Source organism: Treponema sp. R8-4-B8 (genome assembly GCF_054786175.1).
In genome coordinates this window covers 22,707-39,845 of the sequence record NZ_BDHE01000005.1, presented here as the reverse complement: position 1 = coordinate 39,845, position 17,139 = coordinate 22,707, and the positions used below count along the sequence as shown (strand labels likewise).

The window sequence follows — 17,139 nt, the reverse complement described above, 5'->3', positions numbered from 1 at the left end:
ACGGAATTAATTATTTCGGCATGTTTATTGCCGAAAAAAGGAGTATTTTATGAAAAACAAGAAATCAAACGTGTGGAGTTTTGCAACAGCAAAACTCCAAGCTAAAACCAGAATTAGCCTGCTAATTCTGGTTTTAGCAGTAATCGGGTTTTCAATCGCGGCTTGCGATAACGGAAGCGACAGCACCGCCACTACCTACGCAGTAACCGTCAACGGCGGAAACGGAAGCGGCAGTTACGCGGCAGGCGCAACCGTAAGCATTAGCGCAACAGCGTCATCGGGACAAACATTTACAAACTGGACAGTCATTTCAGGCGGCGCAACACTGGCAAATCCAAACAGCGCAAGCACCACATTTACCATGCCCGCAAATGCGGTAACCGTTACGGCAAACTTTACAGGCGGCAGCGGCGATAATGACAACACACCAAGCACTGGTATAGGTACTGGATCTATTGAAAACAGAAAGTATCGAGTTGAAGTGTATAATCTCAGCTCTGAAACTTATACTTACGGTGGTACTACTTATGGCAATAAAACTTATCAGGATGTTGTGAGAGCCGATATGATTTCCAAAGGTGCTTCTATAATTGCTCCATCTCCCTATACTAATCAGACATTTTCAGACATAACTTCAATACTTAGTTCTGCGGCTACAAGTATAGGATATACCAGTGGCGTTGCTGGAATGACTGATAGCTTGACAGAAGCATTACAAACAAATAATCAAAATGGTTGGTGGCGAGGTTTTTACAGTGGATCAACATATCGATTTTTTTACGTAAATAGAACAGGGAAAAATCCGAATTATTATACTGTAGAAGTTTATAATATCAGCTCTGCAACTTATACTTATGGTGGTACTACTTATGGCGGTAAAACTTTAGATGATGTCGTAAGAGCCGATATGATTTCCAGAGGTGCCACTATAATTGCTCCATCTCCCTATACTAATCAGACATTTTCAGGCGTAACTTCAATACTTAGCACTACAGCTACTAACATAGGTTATACCAGTGGCATTACCGGAATGACTGATAGCTTGACAGAAGCGTTACAAACAAATAATCAAAGTAGGTGGTGGCGAGCTTTTTACAGTGGATCAACATATCGGTTTTTTTACGTAAAACAAGAGTAACGGAGTAGCATCCAAGTAACGGACACGCACCACTTTTCCCTAGTGCCGTTATGCGACATTGCTAATTAGCGTCTGACCACTAAAACACATAAATAGGTTTTTTTCTATGATACTTTTTTAATGTGTTTTAGTGGTCAGAATGTATGCCCAATAAAATTCTTGAGTACAGGGCAATCCAGCGTAGCCGTGTAGATCAATAATGCCGCACGCTGAGAGCGCCAAAAAATGCCGCAGTCCCCAATAAAAGCAAGGCCGCCTTTAGGTGGCCGCCAGTGCGAGGCGGTATCCTCCAGAGTTTTTGCCACCCGCAGCCCTGCCCTGACTGTACTAAATAAATTCCTTGGGCATACATCGTGTAGCAATTTACGAAGCCAGATTGCGTTAAATCAGAGCAATATCCTTTATATCATCATCATCATCATTTACAACCGGTTTTATATCTTCTTTCTTTTCTTCTTTTTGATGTACAACATTATATTTTCTTTCTAAAAAGAGCGTCATGTGCCTTATAAATTCTTCAAACTCTCTTTCATTCATCCTTTCAATTTTTTCTTTTTCTTCTGACATCTTTCCCTTTACCGTAAAACCAAACTCAAAGAAATCTGATAATTCATCATCTTTTTCCGTTAATTGTTTATTGTATACGTTTATTTCCGTAAATTCGCTTCCACTCTCTTTGTAACCTAATAACCTCACCGAATACTTTAGTTTTATAATTACAGTCACTTCTTCAAATATTCTTTCGCTCATCCTTTTCTCTCCTCTCCTTCTTTTTTATACCACATTTTTTAGCGTATATGCAACAACCTAGTGTTCCGTAAAAAACAGGCAACAAAATATTTCATTTTTGATTTTATTTTTTAAAAGCATAAGTGCGGGTAATTATGATAAAAATGAATGATTTACTATCCTTTTTCTTCATATTTTTATATATTTGCCAAATAGGTATTTTGTAATATGTATTTTACAGAACACTAGAAATCCCGCTTTCAAAGAACTCTTTCCGCGCTAGGGACAGAATGATTTTTTCCCCTTCGCGTTTAATCTTCACAGGCCCAAGGTCGGCGGCGTTTACAGCGCCCGCACAAAAACGCCTTACAACAGCGCGTTTTACAGGGCGGGGATTTCTTTTGTTTTTTAGAAATTCGTCAATTGCCTGAAATACCGCTTCTTCACGGATGATTTGCTCCTGATCAAAAAAGTTCTTGGCCTCGGTAAAAACAGAGAATTTATCAGCCGCAGAATCACGCGAGGCGTTATGTGATATTTCAGGTTCGAGTCCCCGGTTCTGTAAACTTCGCGGCTTACAATTATTCCATTTTACGCGGGTATTTGCCTCACCGGCGATAAAGGCTGCTGTTAGCGACTGGGTTTCCGCCATGCCAAAAATGCCGCTTTCCCATGAAGGGAACGCTTCGTTTAACAGCGGAATAAGTTTGCGCCGTATCCGGTTGCGAAGGTATTTTTCGTCTATATTCGTGGAATCTTCGCGCCAACTGATGTTTTTTGTTTTTAGGTACTCTACAACATTTGCGCGGGTCATTTTTAACAATGGGCGGATAAGTCGCCCTCGTTTTTCCGGCATGGCGGACAGGCCTGCAGAACCTGCGCCGCGCAAAATACGCATCAGTGCGGTCTCTAAAAGATCGTTTTTTGTGTGGGCAAGCAATATGAGCGTTTTGTCGCCTAACCGGTTGGCTTCTTTGGAAAGCGCCCTGTGGCGGAAAAAGCGGGCTGCGGCTTCTATGCCGATTCCTCTTCGCTGAGCGAGAGCGGCTATTTTGCCCTGCGGAATATTTTCAACGCGGCACTCAATACCGTTGCTTTTGCAAAAATCGCCGACAAACTTAGCGTCGCCTTGGCTCTCTTCCGCCGGGCGAAGACCGTGTTCAACGTGGAGGCAAAAAAGCGAGTCTTTGCCGATAACGCCGCCGCTTCTAAGGGAATGCAACGCGGCAAGCAGCGCCATTGAATCTGCGCCGCCTGAAACGGCGGCTAAAAAGACTGTCCCTAGCGGATAGTCTTTTAAAACTGCGGAAACGTTATTTTCAAATTGAGCGCAGAAAGGTTCCGTTAGGATTTTTTCTCCCCGGCGCCTGAAGCCGCTTTCTTGTCTCCGGCGGCAGGCGCGGCTTTCTTGTCCCCGGCGGCTGGTGCGGCGCCCGCTGCGCCAGCGGCAGGAGCGGTTCCGGCTGCGGCGGCTTCAGCGGCGGCAACTTCAGCGGCGGTCGGAGCGACAACTTCAACCTTGGCGAATTTCACCAACGCGAAAACCTGATCGGGGTTCGTATGAAGTTTAACTCCGGCGGCAAGGGGAATATCCCTGACATGCATGGATTGATTTGCCTTAAGGCCGGAAATGTCAATCTCGATCCTTTCGGGAAGGTCTTTTGGAAGACATTCAATTTCAATTTCATGCAACGGAGTTTCCAACATTCCGCCTTCGCGGACGCCGATAGGATTCCCGATGAAAACAAGGGAAACTTTGGCGCGCAGGGCGACCCCGCTTTCAACCTCATAAAAGTCGATATGAAGAATGTTTCCGTCAACAATATTGCGCTGGGTATCCTTTACAAAAGCGTCGTATGATTTGTCTCCTACTTCCAATTTTACAATTGTACTTTCAGAGATGCCTTTCGTGCCTTTCACAAAATCGACAGCATCCAAATCGACGGAGACGGACTTGCCCGCCCTTCCGTAGATTACCGCGGGAATTCTCCCCACTTTTCTAAGCCTTCTGGATTCAGCGGAACCCTGTTTAGAGCGGCTTTTCGCCTGTAACACAACTTTGCCCATATATTTACCTCAATTAAAAATTACGGGATTAAACCCTATCTGGGACGACAGGATTCGAACCTGTGAATACCGGCTCCAAAGACCGGTGGCTTACCACTTGCCGACATCCCATGTTTGGGTAAGTTTACTAAAATTGGGGAAAAGAATCAATAGGCAATTTATACGCAAAAATTTCTCACAAAGGGCACAAATGTACAAAGATCACGAAGAAGAGGGAAGAAGGGGTGTTTGTCCGAAATCTTAGATTGAGATTCGCGATAAGATAACGGACAAAGACCTTTGATTCTTCTTTGGTAACCTTACACTTTGCCTGTGTTCTTTTAACTACTATCCACTTCTTCCCCTAACTAGGGGCGCACAAGCCGGAAGCCGATGCCGTTGGTGCGGGACGGATCCGACTGTAAGCCGTATTCCCGACGGGCAGAACGAACTGACATTGCACCATCATAAAAGCACCCGCCGCGCATCACACGGGCAGTACCGGAGACCGCCCCCGCAGGATCGGTCTGTGTTTCGTTTGTATAATCGCCAAACCAGTCCCAGCACCACTCATTTACGTTTCCGTGCATATCGTACAATCCCAATGCGTTAGGTGAAAAAATACCTACTGCCGTTGTCTTTCCCCTAGACTCTCCCTTAGCGTTATTATTATACGGATATTTTCCGTTATAATTTGCCTGCCTTGTTGTGATGTTGTTTCCGGTACTGAACGGCGTTGTCGTCCCCGCTCTACAAGCATATTCCCATTCAGCTTCCGTAGGCAGACGGTAACCGTTAGCTCCTCGGTTCCATGTTACGTTATCGCCGTTTATGGTATATGCGGGAGTCAGTCCTTCCTTTAAGCTCCTCCTGTTGCAGTACTCTACCGCGTCAGACCAGTTTACATTTTCCACCGGCAGGTTGTCCCCTTTAAAATAACTGGGATTTGCCCCCATCACTTCCTGATATTCTTTCTGCGTAACCTCATATTTCCCCATGTTAAAACCGCTCACCGTTACCTGATGCTGCGGACCTTCTCCTCTAAAACGGTCTGGCTCGTTGGCAGGACTGCCCATTGTGAAGGTTCCGCCTTGTATGCGTACCATGTCGGAGGGGACTGGCGTTGGTTGCGGTGTTACCGTCATCGTCGTGGTTACTTGCGGCTTGCTGCCGAGATATGCCGTATCAAAAAATTGGTTGTATACTGCGGGAATTTGCGTCCTGTTGCTTGCTCGGGACACGTCCGCACCAGTACGGTTAAATACTTCTTTTACTTCCAGTCCAGGAGTTTTAAGGTTGTTCAACAGGTGGGCGGTAAAAAGACCGTTTCTACCCGAGCCGTCCGCAGCGGTGGAACCTGCGCTGGTCGAATATACAATGATACTGTCAACAGGTTGGCTGCCTACTACGGAAAGCCCCCTTGTGCCACTTCTTTTCCAACTGAAAGGATTATCCCTGCAAGCGTCCAACACTACCACGTTGAGCGCGTTCTTCGCTTCGTTTAGTTCAGCAAGCGCCCATTGGACGGATACCGCCCTGTCACGCAGGGAGTTTTCACTCGGTATGTTCGATCCGACAGGAATTAAATAGTTCTCTCCGTTGGACTGCACCCCGTGTCCCGCGTAAAAGAAAAAGCCGTAAGAGCCGCTTGAGACGGAAAGACGGTTTTTAAGCCGCATTACCGCGCTTTCCATTTGGTCAAGGTTTGCGTCCAAAAGCTTGTCCACGGTAAAACCAAGCCCCTGCAAGGCGGCTTCCATGTCATTGGCATCATTCACAGGATTGTTAAGCTTTCCTATGTTCGTATAGTTTCCGTTGCCTATGACAAGCGCGTATTTTTGTTGCGCGAAAAGTCCCGTGCCGGAAACAAACAATAAAGAAATAATAAAAAATAATTTTAATGTTTTTTTCATCAACAACTCCTTATTTGTGATTAATAGCCAATAAAAGCCCGAAGACCGCTTTTGGGTTTCCCGACATTGCGGAAAAACGCATTTCGTTGGTTTCATAGCGGGCATTGTGCGCGGGAATATAATTTAAGCCGACTGCGGCGGCGACACGCTGATGGAAACTTCCTTTCTCTTTGGAAAAACGCTCCGTTATCACGTCAATGTCAAGCGCTTCTTTTGAGTATAGGACAACCAGATAGTCCGTACCAGTTTTTTGATCCAGAAAAATCCAGAGTGATTCTCCGGGAATGGCAATGGCGTTCTCGCTGTAATCAAGCGCCGGGGATATGTTATAACCTTCAGGCGGGAATATCATCGTCGTTTCATTTGACGAATTGTCTCCCGCAAAAGCATACACATAAGCGGGTTTGTCGTTTTCCAGCAGGTAACGGAATTTAGTTCCGGAAACATACGAGCCGGTTGTACGGTAGTAACCGCCTTCAAAAGTTACAGGCATCCCCAGTTTGGAATTTTCCACCTCAACTTTTACAGACCCCGAGTATTCAGCGCCGTCTTTATATGCCGACAAATTTTCAATTACCTCGTAGGCTTGATTTACAAAATCATTAAACACCTGATATGGAATCCATATATAGCCGTTATTCCCCCAGATTGTACCCCAACTGTTCAGAATCTCAAAAGCTCCGCCGTATTTTGTATCGTCATACCCCACTACGCACATGGCATGGCCGCCGTAATTAACCGCAGGATTGTCGGAAGGCCGCCATACTTCTTTGGCTTTAAAAAACGAATCCGGACAATTCATTCCGATAATCACGGGTTTGCCTTCACAGATGCTTTTCTTAACCATATCCGTCCGCGCGTTGTTTGTTTCGCTGCGCCGCGAGGCGTATAATGTTACATATCCGCCTATAGGATAACGGCGGCTGCTTGAAAACATGGAAAGGGTAATTAAATTGAAAGCCATTGTTTTTTCAAATTCCGCTCTTTTAACAGCGCCTTCTATCTTCATAAATTCCAGAATGTCGGAAATCGCCGCGCCTTCTTGCCCCGTGGGGTTAATATTTTTAAGCGAATAAAAGCCTTTGTAAACAAAAATCGGGGAGAATACGTTATTTGTAACCAAAAAATAATCAACACGGTTCAAAGATACCGATTCCGCAATTGTCCTTGCGGCATACGCGCTTGCCCAACCTACGCAAGTCCCGTAATTACCCTGATCTCCGGGTTGCGGGGCGTACTGTTTAAGCGAATATGCCTTGGGTATAACGGTATATGAACGTGTTAATTGAACCGCCTTACGCGGCAGGCTGTTATAACGGTCGTCATCAAGAATTGCCCCTTTTGGGAATGTTTGGGCAAACAATGCACAGGCGCTTAGCGCCGCCGCAAGTATAAGAGTTACGATCCTTTTATTGCTTCGCATAAAAAATCTCCTTTACAACGCTGTTTTTCTTCTTTTCTCTTTTTTCTTTCGCACTATCTTCTCTTTTTTCTCTCTTCTTTTTTTTTGCACCGCCCCTAGCGTATAAATATCGCCTAACGGCACTACGGAAAAGTGGTGTCGGTTACGCTGCGTACCAAAGATGCCGTGGAGTACCTTTGCGACAGAATGGCGGTTATGGAGGATGGGAAGTTTATTTGAAAGAGGCTCACACTAACTATCCACTACCTACTTCCCTACTCATTAATTCTTTAATCGCTTTATTTCATCAAGGCTGAGTCCTGTTATCTTCTGAATAGTTTCGTCAGAAACTCCTTCAACCAGCGCATTACGGGCGAATTCTTCCCTGCCTTCTTCTTTGCCTTCTTCCCTAGCTTCGTCCTGCCAGACTCTTTTCGCCGTGTCCCAATTCCATTCTGTTGTTAGCATACTCATTACCTCCTTGGCGTGTTTCTCCATTAACTCTTTCAATATATCATGTTTCTTACAATATTGCACTGTCTTTTTTACCGCATCTTTCAAAGACGCTCCCACTTTCTGATACTCCCTCACCTTTGCTATAAACGCGCTGTATTGAGCTAAGGTTTTACACTTTCTCGCTATTTTTTCATTCTTTCCCTTGTTTATGTTTATTATCTTTACTTCCAGTTCCAATGTGAGATACTCTTTTTCTGAAAGTCCCAAACTCTCCGTACTCTCAAATAATTCAAGAGTGTTAATGACGACTGGAACATTGGGGCTTAGAGTTATCCCCTCCAGAGCGCAGTAGAGTTCTCTTAAAACGTCAGGATTACTGAAGATGAAGGAGAAAACGCTGTTTTTAAATTTTTTGTTTACATTTTCCATAGCAACCTCGCAAAATGGTTTTGTAGTTGACCGCCACAAGACAGTTTTTAAAACTACATACCCTATATGGCGCAAGAGTGCCGTTTTGCTTGACTGAAAATAAAGATTTTTTAAGGATTTTTTTCCAAGAACTTCACACAAAGAGCACAAAGGTACAAAGATCACAAAGAGGGAAAAAGGAGGTGAAAGCTAAGCTTGAGCCTCATTATAAGATTACGAACAAGACTATCAACTGCCACTATACCACCCCTAGCGCTCAAATGTCACCTAACGACACTAGGGAAAAGAGGTAGCAGGTACGTTTGCGTGTCCATCGAAAAAGTATTAACGGTTACCTTTGCGTATACTGAGTATATCCGTATTTATAGTTTTACTACTTCTTCAGGAGATAAGCCTGTCGATTTAACTATTATATCAAAAGAAACACCTAACGATTTCAGGTTACTGGCAGTTTCAACTTTGCCTTTCTTATAATAGCCGTCGAATTGCGACTGCCTGTCCATCCATGCTTTCTGCCGCGCGTTATACTCCGCCCTTACTTTCTCGTCCGCGCTTATCTCGTACAGGATGTCTACCGCTTTCCGTATTTCAGGGTTTGCCGTTGCTATCATCTCAAATTCTCCTTTCTAATACATACGCAGATTACCCGCTGTATTTGATCGTAATGCTCGCCTTTTCCTATCTGATCTACTATCAACCTTGACTTGTAAAACGAAATACGTTCCCCTATATACATTAAGGGGTTTACCTGTATTTCTATGTCGATAATTTTACCGGTCTTGGTGCTTACTTTTACGTCCAGAATGCCCATTTTGTCTTCTTCATGTTCCGGTTTAAGGTAGGTGTCCAAAAAAACAAGCTCAAATTCTTCGTCCGGCAGGTTCACAAAGCTCTTGAGCATGGCTATGAGTATATTTTTATGGCGGTCATCGCCAAAGAGGAGCTTGAACACAAAGTCGTTTGTTGGAAGTAGAATGTCGTAGTCCATGACTTTAGTATACAAAAGAAATAAGCCGTCTACAAGGGGGCTTTTTAATGGCTTTTGTTTTGGTTTTTACCATTTAGTGGTTAATGGTTAGTGATTAGTTAATAGTATCGTTGTTAGTAAGCTACGCTTGATAATATCACGCTTAGCTTGCAAACTTCGCTCTCTATATACTCTCCCCGCTCCATGCCCACGCCTTCGCTCCACTCCGTGTCGCTACGGCTTGGGCATGTCGCCTGTATTGCTGACGCAGAACTCAGGGGCGCACCAGCCGGAAGCCGATGTCGTAGTACCGGACGTACGGGTAGCTGCCGTACCGAGACGCAGAACGCAGGAACATGCCGTAGTTGTTCCAGTTCCCGCCGCGTAACACCCGGTAAGACCCAGAGGACGCGCCCATAGGATCGGTTTGCGCCCCACTTGTATAATCGCCATACCAGTCCCAGCACCACTCCCGTACGTTCCCATGCATATCATACAATCCCAATGCGTTTGGAGAAAAACTCCCAACTGCCGTCGTTTTTTGCCTGTACTCCCCCTTCGCGTTATTATTATATGGATAGTTTCCATCGTAATTCGCCTGACTTGTTGTGACGTTGTTCCCGGTACTGAACGGCGTTGTCGTCCCCGCCCTGCAGGCGTATTCCCATTCAGCTTCCGTAGGCAGACGGTAGCCGTTGGCGTTCTTATTCCATGTTACGTTATCACCATTTCTGGTATACGCTGGAGTTAATCCCTCCTTCTGGCTCCTCTTGTTGCAGTACTCTATCGCGTCATACCAGCTTACTTGTTCCACAGGCAGATTGTCCCCTTTAAAATTACTGGGATTTGTCCCCATCACTTCCTGATATTCCTTCTGCGTTACTTCGTATCTTCCCATGTAGAAACTGCTCACCGTCACCTGATGCTGTGGGCCTTCATTACTATTACGGCTTGGCTCACTGGAGGGGCTGCCCATTGTGAAAGTTCCGCCTTGTATGCGTACCATGCCGGCGGGGATGGACGCGGGTTGTTGAGCGGCAGGTGTTACTGTTTGCGCGGGTTGCGTAGCAGGCTGTTGCGGTTGTGTGGTTGTCGTCGTTGTCACCTTAGGCTTGCTGCCGAGGTAGGCGGTTTCGGAGAAGTCGGTGTACAGGGCGGGGCGTTGTTCGTTGTTGCTGGCTCTCTGTACGTCGCCCATTGTCCGACGGAATACCTCGTTTACTTCAAGATCGGGGTTTTTCATGTTTGCTAAAAGGTAGGTTGTAAATAACCCGTTCTTGCCAGTGCCGTCGCTGGCGGTCTTGCCCGCTCCTGTCGCGTACATGATTATGCTGTCAGCGGGCGGAGCGGCAATTACCGCAAGGCCGCGGTCGGCGCTTTTTGTCCATGCTACGGGAAAATCGCGGCAGGCGTCTAAAACTACTATGTTCAGCGCGTTCCTCGCGTCGTTTAACATTCCAAGCATGACTTGTACAGATAGCGCCCTCTCGCGCAAAAAGTTTCGGTCGGGTATGTTGGCGTCCGCAGGTATCAGATAGTTTATTCCGTCCATCTGCACCCCGTGTCCGGCGTAAAAGAAAAAGCCGTATGAAGTGTTCCCACCTTCAACAAGGCGGTTCTTAAGCCGTATCGCCGCGTTTTCCATTTGGGCAAGACTGCCGTTCAACACCTTGTCTACTGTCCAACCCAAGCTCTGCAAAGCGGCGGCCACGTCGTTGGCGTCGTTTACCGGATTACGCAGAGTGCCAAAATTAGTATACGTCCCGTTACCGATGACAAGCGCGTATTTTTTCTGAGCGAAAAGAGCCGCCGTAAGAAAGAATGACAATATAATAAGAATAGCGAATTTTTTCATTGTATACTCCCCGAATAAGTAAAATTATACCATAAAATAGTGAGCAGTGAGAAGTGAGTAGTGAGCAGTATTGTTGTTTGGAAGATTATCTTACATACTGGCTCACTGCTCACTACTCACTGCCCACTGCCCACTGCTCACTTTTCACTGCTCACTGTTCACTATCTCCTACTTGATTCTTTTTTAATAAATTTATATCTTTTACAAAGACTAAACAAAGGTCATGGGCCGCTAGCTCAGTTGGCAGAGCATCGCCCTTTTAAGGCGGTGGTCGGGGGTTCGAATCCCGCGCGGCTCAGGTTTATTCGCAAGAAGATCTCACGAAGATCACTAAGGTACAAAGATCACAAAGGAGGAATCAGGGGTCTTTGTCCGAAGACTATGCGTGAGCTTCACGATAAGATAACGAACAACAACCCCCTCTTCTTTGTGATCTTCTCTTTCTTTGTGCTCTTTGTGAGAAACCTTTCGATAAATTTCATTGACTTTTAACATGCTAAAAGGTAAAATAAGAACATGAATCTAAAAACGGTAATTACCACGGATACGATAGAGCTTCATTTGAAAGGCTCTACCAAGAAAGAAATAATCAACGAATTGCTTGATATTCTTGTCAGAACGGGAAAAATTAAGGATAAAGGGGCGGCGTTGGCGGCTGTAATGGACAGAGAGGAAAAAATGTCCACCGGCATGAAGCACGGGATCGCCATTCCGCACGGGAAATGCGCGTCTTCTGAGGATTTGGTCGCTTGTATCGGCATTTCGGAAAAACCTGTGGACTTTGATTCTTTGGATAAACAGCCTTGCAGAATTTTTATAATGACCCTATCACCGGTTGAAAAAACAGGGCCGCACTTGCAGTTCCTTGCGGAAGTCAGTCTGTTATTTAAAAGCGCCGAAAAACGCGAGGAAATTATAAAAGCCAAAACACCCGAAGAAGTGCTGGAAATACTTGCCGATTAATCCCAGCAAGGGAAAGACAATGTACGTCAAAGACAATCTGATTCTTGATAACGACGGCAGAGTTTTAATCTTGCGCGGAGTGAATCTTGGCGGAGACTCAAAAATACCTTTCTGTGAAATCGGCGGCGAAATAAAACCCGAATTTTTAAACACTCAAAATAATGTTTCCTTTGCCGGCAGGCCTTTTCCGCTTGAAGACGCGGAGAGTCATTTTAGGCGGCTAAAAAAAGCGGGAATGACTTTTCTAAGACTGATTGTCACATGGGAAGCTATTGAGCATGAGGGGCCGGGAATCTACGATGAAGCGTATTTGGCGTACTTGCGAAAAATTTTATTAATAGCAGATAAAGAGGGGATTTCAGTTTTTATCGATCCTCATCAGGACGTGTGGAGCAGATGGACGGGGGGCGATGGCGCTCCTGTGTGGACTTTGGAAAAATTGGGAATGAATCCCGATAATTGCGATGCTTGCGCGGCGGCAATTACGCGCCAGCGTTACGCTCTTTATCATAAGAGCAAAAAATATCCCGACGGTGAGCCATTTCCCAAAATGATATGGCCGGGCAATTACAACCGTTACGCGGCGGCGACAATGTTCAGCTTGTTTTTCGCGGGAAAAACTTACGCGCGGGATTTGCGGATAGAGGGTGAAAATGTACAGGACTGGCTTCAAAACCGGTACATTGCCGCTTTTAAACACGCGCAACGCCGATTAAAAAATTGCTCCGCAATAGCAGGTTGGGGTTCGATGAACGAGCCGCACTTTGGCTTTATCGGCCATCAGAATCTTGAAAATCCTGAAAGCATGGTTATCCCAGCCGGGCCGCGCCCAAGCCCGTGGCAGGCAATCCGCGCAGCCTCCGGCTTTCCTGTGGAAGTTCCCATTTACAAAATTGAATCTTTGTTTAAAAAAGTTTCCGGTTACGAGACATTCAACCCGCGTGGGATTTCACTTTTTAAAGACGGTTTTTCCTGCCCTTGGAAACAAGCGGGCGTGTGGCGCGAAGAAGGCGGCGTACCTCGGCTTTTACGCGCCGATCATTTTAGCAGTTATCAGGGACGGCCTGTAAACTTTGCCGATGACTTTTTAAAACCGTTTATCGTCAAATACATCAATGCAATGAAAGAGGCTGACGATAAATCTCTTTTCTTTATTGAGGGATTGCCTAATTGCATGAAAGCCGAATCTCATCCGTCATGGGATAAGAACGATCCTATTAACACAGTCAACGCGTTTCACTGGTACGACGGCTTCGCTCTTTTTACAAAAAGTTTTCGTTCTTGGTTTACGTTTAACCAGGACACTTTTAAAATAATTTTGGGAAGAAAAAATGTAGCGGACTATTTCGCGAAATGTCTCGCTCAAGGAATCGGTTGGACAAAGGAAAAAATGGGAAACATGCCCGCTTTTTTGGGAGAGTTTGGGCTTGCCTTTGACTTGAACAACCGCAGAGGTTTTAAAAAAGGCGATTATTCGACACACGAGCAGGCGCTTTCAATGTACTATGACGCGGTAGACGCAAATCTTCTTCACTCGACAATTTGGGATTATTCGGCATGCAACACGAATAAATACGGCGACAGTTGGAACGACGAAGACCTTTCAATATTTTCAGAAAACAGCGAACGCGCCTCTTCCGGCTGGAAACGCCCCTACCCAATGGCAACCGCCGGAAAGCCGCTTTTTTTCAGTTGGAACAAAAACCGCAAAAAAATAGTTTTCTATTTTACCGCCGAAAGCTCAATTAAAGCGCCAACTGTAATTTTTCTGCCCGAGTACTTATTCGCGAAAGAGCCAAAAATAGAAATCGCCACCCCAAAAGGAGAGACTCTTAAATGGGAACAAACCCGTGAAGAGCAAAAATTACTTATTTACAACGGCGATTATGATGGGGAAGTACTGGTAGTCCTTAAAAATTAATTATTTACAAAAAGACCTCTCGCAGAGGCGCAAAGGCGCAAAGTTACTGTCCGAAAGTCCATTGTTAATCAAGATATATAATTTTGACGACAAATCTTGAAGGAAAAATGACGATCCTACAAACAACAACTTTGCGCCTTTGCGCCTTTGCGAGATAAAATTTGGGAATAATTCTTTGTAAAGTTTTTTATGTTACTGACTACTAGGGATAATCCCCAGTAAGGCGTTTTTCTTCTTCTTTAAGAAGTCTTGAAAGAAAGCGATTTTCCAGTTTGCGGCGGTTTCCTAAAATGCGGCTTGTGTAATTGAGAGTGACTTCGGGAGCGCCCGTTGACCTTACCCTTCCCGTGCCGACATTGTACATGGCAAGAGCGGAAATTTCACTGCCGCTTGAATCCATGCAGTAACGCAGATGGCCGACACCGTAACGGGCGTTGGTATTAATATCGTAGAAAGACAAAATATCAAGCTGGGGAAAAGATTGGTTGTTTAATTGAAATAAACCGCGATCTACGCTTCCGTTGCGGTTTTTTTTGTTTATCGCGTTTGGATTAAATTGGCTTTCTTCCCAGCATAAGGCGAAGGCCAACGCCGGCGGAATGTCAAATACATCACAACTGTCCAGAATAGCCCGCGCGATTTCCGCGTTTGAACATATAGCGGTAAAAAATTCCGTTACCCATTCTTTGTACTCGGGATTTCGATAATACTCCAAAATAGAATCGGGAATGTTTTCTGATTGGCGAAAAAGCGCGGAATAGTCTTCTTCTTCATAATCATCTTCTTCATCATCTTGAATAATGGGGATAACAGGCGCAGTTTTTTTAAAATAACCGGAATAATCCGCGATTAACGCGCATAAAATAAAAGAACAGAGTACCCCTGTAAACATGGGCATTATTAATTTTACTTTTATTTTTGAAAAACTTGTCTCCAAAAAAGTTACCTTTAAATCGAGCGAACTCTTATTATTCCGTCTACCTTACGAATTTTGTCAAGCACGGGCGCGGATAATTGCTGCTCGGTGTCAATTATATTATAGGCGTAATCATCACGGTGGTGGTTGATTAAGTCGGTAATATTTATATTTGAACCGGCAAGAATTGTCGTTATCTGCCCTACCATATTGGGAATATTTTTATTCACTACAAGCAGCCTGTTTGGGGCGCGTTGTTCAAGTTTACAGCGGGGAAAGTTCACGGAATTGCGGATTGTTCCCGTTTCAAGATAGTCAATAATTTGCTTAACTGCCATAATAGCGCAATTATCTTCGGCTTCGGGAGTTGACGCGCCAAGATGGGGGATACCGATTACTTTCTTGCACGCCAAAAGTTCCTGATTCGGGAAATCGGTAACATAGACGCTTATCTTTCCCGCGTCAAGCGCTTCAATTATGTCCTTGTCTTTAACCAGCGCGTTACGCGAAAAGTTGATAATCCGCGCGTCTTTTTTAATTATACGGAACTTTTCAGCGTCTAAAAGCCCTTTGGTCGTCTCCCCAAGCGGAAGGTGCAAAGTGATGTAGTCTGATTTTGCAAGGAGGCTTTCTAGGGTATCGGCGCGGACTACTTCGCGGGAAAGATTCCACGCGGCGTCTACGGAAATATACGGGTCGTAGCCGATAACGTCCATGCCCAGAGCAATCGCGTCATTTGCGACCATTACGCCGATGGCGCCAAGGCCGACAACGCCTAAAGTTTTTCCCTTAATTTCAGGCCCTGTAAATTTAGACTTCTCTTTTTCTACAAGTTCCGCAATATCCGCCTTGTCAGCCGAAGACATAGTCCAGTTAATGCCGCCGACAATATTACGCGATGAAAGAAGCAGCGCCGCAAGAGTCAGTTCTTTGACTGCGTTGGCGTTGGCGCCCGGAGTATTAAAGACCACTACCCCGCTGTCGCTGCACTTCTGCACGGGAATATTGTTATAACCCGCGCCCGCCCTCGCGATAGCAATCACGGAAGAAGGTATCTCCATTCCATTCATGTCGGCGCTGCGTACCAATACAGCGTCGGGGTTGGGAATGTCGCTCGCGACTTCATATTTATCCCGAGGGAAAAGATCAAGCCCCAAGGGAGAAATTTTATTCAACGTTTGAACACGAAACATATTTATTCCTTTTATTTTTTCTCAAATTTTTCCATGAAACTTATCAGCGCTTTTACGCCTTCAATCGGCATGGCGTTATAAATGCTCGCCCTCATGCCGCCGACAAGCCTGTGGCCCGCCAGATTAATAAGTTTTGCCGCAGCCGCTTCTTTTACAAAACGTGTTTCAAGCTCGGTCTTTTTCGCCTCATTCTGTTCCGTCGTTATAAACGGGATATTCATCAAACTGCGGTACTCTTTTTCCACGGGAGAATAAAACAGATCTGACGCGTCAAGGTAATCATAAAAGAGATTGGCTTTTTCACGGTTCAATTTTGCCATGGCTTCAACGCCGCCTAAATTTTTCAGCCATTCTAAAACAAGCATAATTATGTAAATGCCATAACATGGCGGAGTATTGTACATGGAACCTTCAGCCGCGTGAATGTCATACCGGAGCATCATTGGAATCCAATCCGGCACTTTCTTGATTAGATCTTCGCGGATAATTACAACAGTAGTTCCCGCAGGCCCTAAATTTTTCTGAGCGCCGGCGTAGATCAGCCCAAACTTGCCGACATCAATCGGCTCTGAAAGGATGCAGCTTGAAGCGTCAGTAACAAGAGGCACGGAGCCAGTATTGGGAAGCTTATCCCACTTGGTTCCTACGATTGTATTGTTCAGCGTTATATGATAATAAGCGTCATCGGCTGAAGGAGGGGGAGCGTCGGGAATGTATGTGTAAGCCTTGTCCTTGGAACTTGCCTTTACTTCCACCTCGGCGTATTTTGATGCTTCTTTCGCCGCCTTGTCCGCCCAAATGCCAGTATCAATATATGAAGCTTTCTTTCCCCGTCCTGGCATATCGCCCGCCGCAAGGTTAAGTGGAATCATTGAAAATTGAAGCGAAGCGCCGCCCTGTAAAAAAAGCACTTTAAAATTGGCGGGAATACACATTAATTCCCTAAGCAGTACCTCCGCCTTATCAATAATAGGCTTAAAATCCTTGGAACGGTGGCTCATCTCCATTACGGATTGGCCGGTGCCGTTCACATCCGTCATTTCAGCCGCCGCTTTTTCCAGAACCGGCAATGGAAGGGCAGAAGGCCCCGGAGAAAAATTGTAAACTCTCATGGTAAACTCCAAATAAATAGATTACCTTACTATACAAAAAAATCAAAATAATGTCGAGAAGGGCTAAATACAGGCAAAAAACACGGTATTTCAATGTAA

General features: G+C 45.2%; 15 protein-coding genes and 2 tRNA genes. 4 read left to right on the top strand and 13 right to left on the bottom strand.

Annotated elements, in window-relative coordinates:
- The first annotated feature begins 49 nt into the window (after positions 1-49).
- Positions 50-1,138 (top strand): InlB B-repeat-containing protein, encoded by a 1,089-nt coding sequence (locus tag ACYVRA_RS01550; protein ID WP_461250989.1) that lies wholly within the window; start codon positions 50-52, stop codon positions 1,136-1,138.
- Between the two features lie 381 nt (positions 1,139-1,519).
- Here the strand turns inward: ACYVRA_RS01550 and ACYVRA_RS01545 are convergent, their stop codons facing one another.
- From ACYVRA_RS01545 to ACYVRA_RS01500, 10 genes are all read right to left on the bottom strand, one after another.
- Positions 1,520-1,888: a hypothetical protein gene (locus ACYVRA_RS01545; protein ID WP_461250988.1), complete on the bottom strand. Its 369-nt coding sequence runs from the start codon at positions 1,886-1,888 to the stop codon at positions 1,520-1,522.
- Positions 1,889-2,102: 214 nt separating this feature from the next.
- A complete protein-coding gene (gene tilS, locus ACYVRA_RS01540) occupies positions 2,103-3,218 on the bottom strand; it encodes a tRNA lysidine(34) synthetase TilS (RefSeq protein ID WP_461251038.1) in 1,116 nt (371 codons plus the stop codon).
- The gene (locus ACYVRA_RS01535) at positions 3,212-3,934 is read right to left on the bottom strand and encodes a 50S ribosomal protein L25 (protein ID WP_461250987.1); all 723 of its coding nucleotides are present in this window, start codon (positions 3,932-3,934) and stop codon (positions 3,212-3,214) included. The genes tilS and ACYVRA_RS01535 overlap by 7 nt, the downstream gene beginning before the upstream one ends.
- A 39-nt stretch (positions 3,935-3,973) precedes the next feature.
- A tRNA-Gln gene (locus ACYVRA_RS01530) sits at positions 3,974-4,045 on the bottom strand.
- 236 nt (positions 4,046-4,281) lie between these two features.
- The gene (locus tag ACYVRA_RS01525) at positions 4,282-5,826 is read right to left on the bottom strand and encodes an SUMF1/EgtB/PvdO family nonheme iron enzyme (RefSeq protein ID WP_461250986.1); all 1,545 of its coding nucleotides are present in this window, start codon (positions 5,824-5,826) and stop codon (positions 4,282-4,284) included.
- Positions 5,827-5,836: 10 nt separating this feature from the next.
- A complete protein-coding gene (locus tag ACYVRA_RS01520) occupies positions 5,837-7,249 on the bottom strand; it encodes a C1 family peptidase (protein ID WP_461250985.1) in 1,413 nt (470 codons plus the stop codon).
- 261 nt (positions 7,250-7,510) lie between these two features.
- On the bottom strand, positions 7,511-8,113 hold the full coding sequence (locus ACYVRA_RS01515; protein WP_461250984.1) for a hypothetical protein: 603 nt from the start codon (positions 8,111-8,113) through the stop codon (positions 7,511-7,513).
- A gap of 362 nt (positions 8,114-8,475) precedes the next feature.
- The gene (locus ACYVRA_RS01510; RefSeq protein WP_461250983.1) at positions 8,476-8,724 is read right to left on the bottom strand and encodes a hypothetical protein; all 249 of its coding nucleotides are present in this window, start codon (positions 8,722-8,724) and stop codon (positions 8,476-8,478) included.
- Complete coding sequence (locus tag ACYVRA_RS01505) at positions 8,721-9,101, bottom strand: Rpn family recombination-promoting nuclease/putative transposase (protein WP_461250982.1); 381 nt, start codon at positions 9,099-9,101, stop codon at positions 8,721-8,723. Before ACYVRA_RS01505 ends, ACYVRA_RS01510 begins: the two co-directional genes overlap by 4 nt.
- A gap of 253 nt (positions 9,102-9,354) precedes the next feature.
- The gene (locus ACYVRA_RS01500) at positions 9,355-10,935 is read right to left on the bottom strand and encodes an SUMF1/EgtB/PvdO family nonheme iron enzyme (RefSeq protein ID WP_461250981.1); all 1,581 of its coding nucleotides are present in this window, start codon (positions 10,933-10,935) and stop codon (positions 9,355-9,357) included.
- A gap of 225 nt (positions 10,936-11,160) precedes the next feature.
- On the opposite strand from ACYVRA_RS01500, the gene ACYVRA_RS01495 reads away from it, so the two are divergent.
- From ACYVRA_RS01495 to ACYVRA_RS01485, 3 genes are all read left to right on the top strand, one after another.
- Positions 11,161-11,233: transfer RNA gene (locus ACYVRA_RS01495), tRNA-Lys, on the top strand.
- 218 nt (positions 11,234-11,451) lie between these two features.
- A complete protein-coding gene (locus tag ACYVRA_RS01490; RefSeq protein WP_461250980.1) occupies positions 11,452-11,898 on the top strand; it encodes a PTS sugar transporter subunit IIA in 447 nt (148 codons plus the stop codon).
- Positions 11,899-11,917: 19 nt separating this feature from the next.
- Positions 11,918-13,819, top strand: coding sequence for a cellulase family glycosylhydrolase (locus tag ACYVRA_RS01485; protein WP_461250979.1), 1,902 nt, complete (start codon positions 11,918-11,920; stop codon positions 13,817-13,819).
- Positions 13,820-14,021: 202 nt separating this feature from the next.
- Here ACYVRA_RS01485 and ACYVRA_RS01480 read toward each other — a convergent pair whose 3' ends face one another.
- The 3 genes from ACYVRA_RS01480 to serC are packed head-to-tail and all read right to left on the bottom strand — an operon-like array spanning position 14,022 to position 17,040.
- Positions 14,022-14,756 carry a transglycosylase SLT domain-containing protein gene (locus ACYVRA_RS01480; RefSeq protein WP_461250978.1) on the bottom strand — a complete coding sequence of 245 codons (735 nt, stop codon included), beginning with the start codon at positions 14,754-14,756 and terminating at the stop codon, positions 14,022-14,024.
- 11 nt (positions 14,757-14,767) lie between these two features.
- Positions 14,768-15,928, bottom strand: coding sequence for a phosphoglycerate dehydrogenase (locus ACYVRA_RS01475; RefSeq protein ID WP_461250977.1), 1,161 nt, complete (start codon positions 15,926-15,928; stop codon positions 14,768-14,770).
- An 11-nt stretch (positions 15,929-15,939) separates the two neighbouring features.
- The gene (serC, locus tag ACYVRA_RS01470; protein ID WP_461250976.1) at positions 15,940-17,040 is read right to left on the bottom strand and encodes a 3-phosphoserine/phosphohydroxythreonine transaminase; all 1,101 of its coding nucleotides are present in this window, start codon (positions 17,038-17,040) and stop codon (positions 15,940-15,942) included.
- Between the last annotated feature and the right edge of the window lie 99 nt (positions 17,041-17,139).

Bases quoted from the DNA above. Each gene is read 5' to 3' on its own strand.
- ACYVRA_RS01550 (WP_461250989.1), top strand. From the start codon at position 50: ATGAAAAACAAGAAATCAAACGTGTGGAGTTTTGCAACAGCAAAACTC.
- ACYVRA_RS01545 (WP_461250988.1), bottom strand. From the start codon at position 1,888: ATGAGCGAAAGAATATTTGAAGAAGTGACTGTAATTATAAAACTAAAG.
- ACYVRA_RS01535 (WP_461250987.1), bottom strand. From the start codon at position 3,934: ATGGGCAAAGTTGTGTTACAGGCGAAAAGCCGCTCTAAACAGGGTTCC.
- ACYVRA_RS01525 (WP_461250986.1), bottom strand. From the start codon at position 5,826: ATGAAAAAAACATTAAAATTATTTTTTATTATTTCTTTATTGTTTGTT.
- ACYVRA_RS01520 (WP_461250985.1), bottom strand. From the start codon at position 7,249: ATGCGAAGCAATAAAAGGATCGTAACTCTTATACTTGCGGCGGCGCTA.
- ACYVRA_RS01515 (WP_461250984.1), bottom strand. From the start codon at position 8,113: ATGGAAAATGTAAACAAAAAATTTAAAAACAGCGTTTTCTCCTTCATC.
- ACYVRA_RS01510 (WP_461250983.1), bottom strand. From the start codon at position 8,724: ATGATAGCAACGGCAAACCCTGAAATACGGAAAGCGGTAGACATCCTG.
- ACYVRA_RS01505 (WP_461250982.1), bottom strand. From the start codon at position 9,101: ATGGACTACGACATTCTACTTCCAACAAACGACTTTGTGTTCAAGCTC.
- ACYVRA_RS01500 (WP_461250981.1), bottom strand. From the start codon at position 10,935: ATGAAAAAATTCGCTATTCTTATTATATTGTCATTCTTTCTTACGGCG.
- ACYVRA_RS01490 (WP_461250980.1), top strand. From the start codon at position 11,452: ATGAATCTAAAAACGGTAATTACCACGGATACGATAGAGCTTCATTTG.
- ACYVRA_RS01485 (WP_461250979.1), top strand. From the start codon at position 11,918: ATGTACGTCAAAGACAATCTGATTCTTGATAACGACGGCAGAGTTTTA.
- ACYVRA_RS01475 (WP_461250977.1), bottom strand. From the start codon at position 15,928: ATGTTTCGTGTTCAAACGTTGAATAAAATTTCTCCCTTGGGGCTTGAT.
- serC (WP_461250976.1), bottom strand. From the start codon at position 17,040: ATGAGAGTTTACAATTTTTCTCCGGGGCCTTCTGCCCTTCCATTGCCG.